The organism is Pseudomonas entomophila (assembly GCF_029478665.1).
Lineage (GTDB): Bacteria > Pseudomonadota > Gammaproteobacteria > Pseudomonadales > Pseudomonadaceae > Aquipseudomonas > Aquipseudomonas entomophila_F.
In genome coordinates this window covers 1-6,599 of sequence record NZ_JARPQB010000088.1, presented here as the reverse complement: position 1 = coordinate 6,599, position 6,599 = coordinate 1, and the positions used below count along the sequence as shown (strand labels likewise).

General features: G+C 64.1%; 5 protein-coding genes. All 5 read right to left on the bottom strand.

Annotated elements, in window-relative coordinates; all coding sequences use genetic code 11:
- Positions 1-41: 41 nt before the first annotated feature.
- Complete coding sequence (locus P5705_RS25625) at positions 42-941, bottom strand: LysR family transcriptional regulator (RefSeq protein WP_277463661.1); 900 nt, start codon at positions 939-941, stop codon at positions 42-44.
- A gap of 147 nt (positions 942-1,088) precedes the next feature.
- Positions 1,089-3,104 (bottom strand): pyridoxamine 5'-phosphate oxidase family protein, encoded by a 2,016-nt coding sequence (locus P5705_RS25620; RefSeq protein ID WP_277463660.1) that lies wholly within the window; start codon positions 3,102-3,104, stop codon positions 1,089-1,091.
- 18 nt (positions 3,105-3,122) lie between these two features.
- A complete protein-coding gene (locus P5705_RS25615) occupies positions 3,123-3,752 on the bottom strand; it encodes a glutathione S-transferase family protein (RefSeq protein WP_277463659.1) in 630 nt (209 codons plus the stop codon).
- Positions 3,753-3,953: 201 nt separating this feature from the next.
- Positions 3,954-4,508 (bottom strand): UPF0149 family protein, encoded by a 555-nt coding sequence (locus tag P5705_RS25610; RefSeq protein WP_277463658.1) that lies wholly within the window; start codon positions 4,506-4,508, stop codon positions 3,954-3,956.
- Positions 4,509-4,672: 164 nt separating this feature from the next.
- Entirely contained in the window at positions 4,673-6,316 is a 1,644-nt protein-coding gene (locus tag P5705_RS25605) for an acetolactate synthase large subunit (RefSeq protein ID WP_213659899.1), read from the bottom strand.
- Positions 6,317-6,599: the final 283 nt, after the last annotated feature.

Sequence of the window (6,599 nt, the reverse complement as noted above, 5' to 3'; positions counted from 1 at the left end):
TGTGCCGCGAAAGGGCTGCGCTGCAGCCCCTGGTTCCGGGATCAGGCCAGATGCGACTGGCTACGTAGATGCTCGGCCAACATGTCGATGAAGGTACGCACCTTGGTCGAGCCATATTTGCTCTCCCGATGCAGGATATGGATCGGCCACGGCGCCTCCTCATACTCCGCCAGGATCACCTGCAAGCGCCCGGCCGCCACTTCATCCGCCACCTGATAAGACAGCAACCGCGCGATCCCGAGCCCGGCGCTGGCCGCGGCGATGGCGGCGTCGTTGCTGGTCACGGTCAGGCGCGGCTTCATGCGGATCAGGGTCGGATCGTCGATGGCACCGAAGCGCCAGTCCGTGCGCGGTGACAATGTGCCAGCCGCGATGACCTCGTGCCGCTGCAATTCGGAGGGATGGCACGGCGTGCCGTGACGTTCGAGGTACTCGGGCGAAGCGCACAACAGCCGACGCATCTTGCCCACGCGCAATGCCTTGAGGCCGGAGTCCGGTAGCTGGCCAATACGCACGGCTACGTCCATGCCCTCCTCCACCAGGTTCACCACGCGGTCGAGGAAGTATGCCGATACATCCACCTCGGGGTACTGCTGCAGGTAGCGCACGATGCATGGCATGACGAACTTCTTGCCGAACAGGATCGGCGCGGTCACCGCCAGGTCGCCCTTGGGCGCGGCGTTGATGCCGGCGGCGGCCTCGTTGGCTTCGACGATGCTGGCGAGGATGTGCCGGGTGTCTTCCAGGTAGCGGCCACCGGCCTCGGTCAGGCGCACGCTGCGGGTGGTGCGCAGCAGCAGCTTGACCCCGAGCTGCTCTTCCAGTGCGCTGACGGCGCGGGTCACCGCCGCTGGCGAAATGGCCAGGCGACGCGCGGCGGCGGCGAAGCTTTCCAGCTCGCCGACGGCGACGAAGACCTTCATCAGATGGATCTGGTCCATGGGGGCTCCTGGGCCTCAGGGGTGCGGGCATTATCTGTCATGGCGGGGCTTTATGCTGCTTCTGACGGCCTCTTCGCCGGCAAGGCCGGCTCCTACGAGAGCACCGCCATCCTGTAGGAGCCGGCCTTGCCGGCGAATAGCTCCACCTCATAACTCCAGCACCAGCCCGTTGGTCCCCTCCTGTGCTTGCGCGGGTACAGCGCAGCAAATCAAGGCAAAACCTTCATCCGGCAGTTCGGCGGGCGGGTTGGGATAGTGCACCTGGCCACTGACCAGCTTCGTCCTGCACGTGCCACAGGAACCGCCCCGGCAACTGAAATCCGGCGACAGGCCTCGACTTTCCGCCAACTCCAGCAATGTGCCGCTGCCCGGGGCCCAGCGCGCTTCCTTGGCGGAACTGGCGAAATACACCGGTACCGGCTCGGTGGCAGGTGGCGGCTGTTGCAACGTGGGCTGGTCGTCGTCGGTGTGACGGCGCAGGGTCGAGGGGCCGAAGGCCTCGGCATGAATGCGTGCGTCGGGCACGTGCACGCCGCGCAGCCCTTCGTACAAGTCTTGGGTGAAGCTGGCAGGGCCGCACAAGTAGAAGTCATAGTCGTCCAACGCCAGCGTCGCCTTGATCTGCTCGATACCCAGGCGGCAGGCAAACGCATAGTCATGCCCCCGCACGGCCTGGGGTTCAGGCTGGCTCAGGGCGCGATGGATGCTCAGCAGGCCGTTGGCTTGTTGCTGGAGTGCGGCAAGCTCCTGCTGGAACGGCAGGTCGGCCAGCGCGCGTCCACCGTGGAACAGGTGGATTCGCCGCTGCTCTGCTTTGGCCAACTGCTCCCGAAGCATGGCCATCAACGGAGTGATGCCGACGCCCGCGCCAATCAGCACAATGGGCCGGTCGCTCTGCGGATCCAGGGTGAAGCAGCCCATGGGCAGGCGTACCTCCAGGCGATCGCCAACCTTCAACTGTCGATGCAGATACCGTGAGGCCGCCCCCTGCGCCTTGACACTGATGCGCAGGTAACCATCAGAAGGCGCGCTGGACAGGCTGTAGGTGCGGATCAGCGGTGTTGCCCCGTCAATCCGCAAACGTACCGGGATATGCTGGCCGGGGGCGAAGGGTACAGGGACGCCATCCTCCGGTTGCAAGTAGAACGAGCGAATATCCCGACTCTCCTGCTCGATGCGCAGCACTCGCCAGCCCAGCCACTGGCGCTGCCGTTCACGCTGGTGAAGGCGCTGCTCGGCCTCGACCCAGGTGCCGGTCATGAGACTGGTGGGTGCGTACTCCTGGAATGCCCAGCGCAGTGCCACGGCAGCCCGGCGCAACACTACCTGCTCGATATCCAGGGTCCAAAGCCGCTCGGCGCCCTCGAAAGCGCTGATCAGCGGGCTGTCGAGGATGACCTCGGTTCGCCCGAAAATCTGCAGCACATCGCCGCTGGTGAAATCGACGAACAACAGGCCGGCGACCGGGTTCACCAGCAAATTGCCGAGGGTGTTGAAATGCAGGTTGCCGGCATAGTCGGGGATGGTCAGGCGATTACCCTCTACCCTGACGAAACCGGGCCGACCACCGCGATGGGACACGTCCACCGAACGCTGGCCGCTTTCAAGTTCGACGTAGCTGCTGACGAAGAACGTGTCGGCACCTTCGATCATGGCGCGGGCGTGGGCATCAAGCACCGTTGAATCCTGGCGCCCCTGCGGCGGCTCATCGACGCGGGTGTATTCGCGCAACTGGATGTACTGCGGACAGTTGCCGAACGACTGCTCGACCACCACCTCCAACTGGTCGGCACTGGCCCGTTGAATCACACCATTGAGACGGTTGCGTCGCCGCGTATGCAGTTCGATCCCCAACAGGCCGATGGCACTGCCAGCCACCAGGCCAGACGTTGCCGGATCGTCGGCGGCGAAATCGGTGCCGATCCGCAACCGCCGTGGATCGGGCGAGCTGACGAAACCCTCCGGGCCTTCGAGCAGCGTCGCCCAGGGCTTGCCACTGGCATCCACGGCACCGGCCACCATGAACGGCAACTGGTGATAGAAGGCCCGATGCTGGTCGGGCATGTAGTCGCGGATGACCTTCTGGCCGAACACCTCCATGCGCTCGGCAACACCGACGTGCTCCTGCAGCTGTTTTTCACCTGCATGCCAGGGCGATTGCATGGCGGCATTCCTCGGGGCTCAGAGGGTGGTCTGCAAGCCGATGACCGTGCGAGGCATCGGCACGAAGCCTGGCAACGCCTCGATACGGGCCAGCCAGGCGCGTACGTTGGGGTACGGTTCCAGTGACACGTTGCCTTCCGGCGCGTGGGCGATGTACGAGTAGTTGGCGATATCGGCGATGGTCGCCTGGTCACCGACCAGGAACGGGCCTTTGGCCAGCTCGGCGTCCATCACCTTGAGCAGGGTGTGGGCACGGCCGATGACTTCATCGGTGTTGAACGAGGCGCCGAACACTGTCACCAGGCGCGCCGCGGCTGGGCCGAAGGCCAGCGGGCCGGCCGCCACCGACAACCAGCGTTGCACGCGGGCGGCGCCGACCGGGTCCGCTGGCAACCAGCGCTCACCACCGTAGGCCTTGGCCAGGTAGACCAGAATGGCGTTGGAGTCGGCAATGACGATGCCGTTGTCGTCGATCACCGGCACTTGGCCGAAGGGGTTGAGGGCAAGGAAATCGGGCTGCTTGTGGGCGCCCTTGGCCAGGTCGACGAAGACCCGTTCGGTGGGCAGTTCGAGCAGCGACAACATCAGCTCGATGCGGTGGGCGTGGCCGGACTTGGGAAAGTTGTAGAGCTTGATCGGGCTTGCCATGTTCTGGGCTCCGGATCAGCGCCGGGAGTGGCGCTGCTGGAGGACATGCTGCACTGGATCGGCAGGCAACAGAATCAGTGCCGAGAGCAATCCAGTATTTCGGCAGGTGGAATAATAGGTTGCCTGTACTGGCCCATTCGCCGGCAAGCCGGCTCCTACAGGGGGTTCACGGTAGGAGCCGGCTTGCCGGCGAATGCGGCCTCAATGCCGCTGCCGCTTCTGGTACAGGTACAACCCACGCGCCGCCTCGACCACCAGCGGCACGCAGGCCTGATGCTCATCGAAGCTCATCGAATCCAGCAACTCGAAGTTGTCTTCCAGGCCATGCAAGGAAATGGCCTTGAGCAGAGGATCCTGCTCCGGCGGCAATTCGCTCCACTCGGCCACTTGCGTGCCGCGCATGTAGCCGAAGCACCACTCCTCGAGAATGATCGCCGGCCCTTCTTCGCCCTCGCTCTCCTCGAACAGGGGTTCGAAATGAGCAAGGTCGTCGGCCAGTTCTTCAGCCACCTGACTGGCGTAACGCAGCATCAGCGCGGTGTAGGCCTCTTCATGGGCGGGCTTCTTGAACTTGGGGACCTTGCCGCCCGCGACAGCGGGTAGCCATTGCTCGGGGGTGACCGTGTTCGGTGAACTGGCCAAGGCGGTGAAGAAGCCATTGAGTTCGGCCAGGTTGAGCACCGAATAGTCGTTGCCGTAGGTGATCAACAGGTCTTCGAGGCGGTCGAGTTCTTTTTCGCTGAGTGCGGGGAGCATGCGCGGGTGTCCTGGGGCGGAAATTTGGATGCACCCTAGCACATGGAAGAAGGCGTTGAGGGAAATGTAACCGGAGCAATAACAAGCGCGGGGCAAGCCCGCCCCCACAAGCCCTGCGTCGGGCCAGTGGGAGCGGGCTTGCCCCGCGATTTGGGCCTCAGCCGTCAGACCGCCAGCGCGCGTTCACGCAGCTCGCTGTTGAGGATGCGGTCGTTCTCGCTGTAGTCCACCGGGCAGTCGATCACGTGCACGCCAGGGGTCTTGATGCAGTGCTCGAGCAGCGGCAGGAAGCCCTCGGCGCTTTCAACGCGATGGCCATTGGCACCATAGGCTTCGGCGTACTTGACGAAGTCCGGGTTGCCGTAGTCCAGGCCGAAATCGGTGAAGCCCATGTTGGCCTGCTTCCAGCGGATCATGCCGTAGCCGTCGTCACGCAGGATCACCACGGTCAGGTGCATGCCCAGGCGCACGGCGGTTTCCAGCTCCTGGCTGTTCATCATGAAGCCGCCGTCGCCGCACACCGAAATCACCGGGCGGTCCGGGTAGACCAGGTGCGAAGCCATCGCCGATGGCAGGCCGGCGCCCATGGTCGCCAGGGCGTTGTCCAGCAGCACGGTGTTGGGCTTGTGTGCCTTGTAGTTACGGGCGAACCAGATCTTGTAGATACCGTTGTCCAGGGCGACGATGCCTTCGGACGGCAGGGCACGACGGATGTCGGCGACCATGCGCTGCGGGTAGACCGGGAAGCGGTCGTCATCGGCGCCTTCGGCGATCTGCGCTTCGTTCGCTTCGCGGATGGCCATCAGGCGAGTGAAGTCCCAGTGGCTGGTGTCGGTCAGCGCTTCACTGATTTGCCAGACGGCGTTGGCGATGTCGCCGATCACTTCCACCTGCGGGAAGTAAACGGCATCCACCTCCGCCGAGCGGAAGCTTACGTGGATCACTTCGGTACCACCGCGCACCATGAAGAACGGCGGCTTCTCGATCACGTCGTGGCCAATGTTGACGATCAGGTCGGCAGCTTCGACGGCGCGGTGAACGAAGTCACCGGAAGACAGCGCGGCGTTGCCCAGGAAGCGCGGGTGACGCTCGTCGACCACGCCTTTACCCATCTGGGTGGTGATGAACGGGATGCCGGTCTTGTCGATCAGTTGCTTGAGGACCTTGGCGGTCATCTTGCGGTTGGCGCCGGCGCCGATCACCAGGATCGGGTTGCGGGCGTTCTGCAGTTTCTGCACGGCGGCTTCGATGGCCACGTGCTCGGCCAGCGGGCGACGGTGCAGGCTGCGCGGGATCGGCAGGGCGTCGGTCTGCTCGGCGGCGATGTCTTCCGGCAGTTCCAGGTGCACCGCGCCCGGCTTCTCTTCTTCGGCCAGGCGGAAGGCTTCACGCATGCGCGCGGGGATGTTGTCGGCCGAGGCGAACTGGTGGGTGTACTTGGTGATGGGGTCCATCATGCCGCACACGTCGATGATCTGGAAACGGCCCTGCTTGGACTTCTTGATCGGCTTCTGGCCGGTGATCATCATCATCGGCATGCCGCCCAGATAGGCGTAGGCGCTGGCGGTCACCAGGTTGGTCGCACCAGGGCCGAGGGTCGACAGGCTGACGCCAGTCTTGCCGGTCAGACGGCCGTAGGTGGCGGCCATGAAGCCCGCGGATTGCTCGTGGCGGGTCAGTACCAGCTTGATCTTCGATTTGCGCAGGGACTCGAGCAGGTCGAGGTTCTCCTCGCCAGGGATGCCGAACACATACTCGACACCTTCGTTTTCCAGGCATTGCACAACGACATCGGCGGCCTTGGCCATCTTGCTTCTAACCTCAAGTAATAGGACGGTGAAAGTCCAGGAATGCGCAGCACGGTACGCTGGCATCGCTCGGTCCGGGTGCCAGGTTTGCCCCGAACCTAAGCCTTGACGCAGGGTAGGTACGGGGAAGTCACGTCATTTGGCGGCAATATTGTCGCACCTTTGACGCCTGGCGGTGACCGGGCCGACGAGCAAAACATATTTGCCTGTAGGAGCCGGCGTTGCCGGCGAAGGACGTTACGCGGTGGATGGCACCGGCATAGCCGGTGTTCGCCGGCAAGGC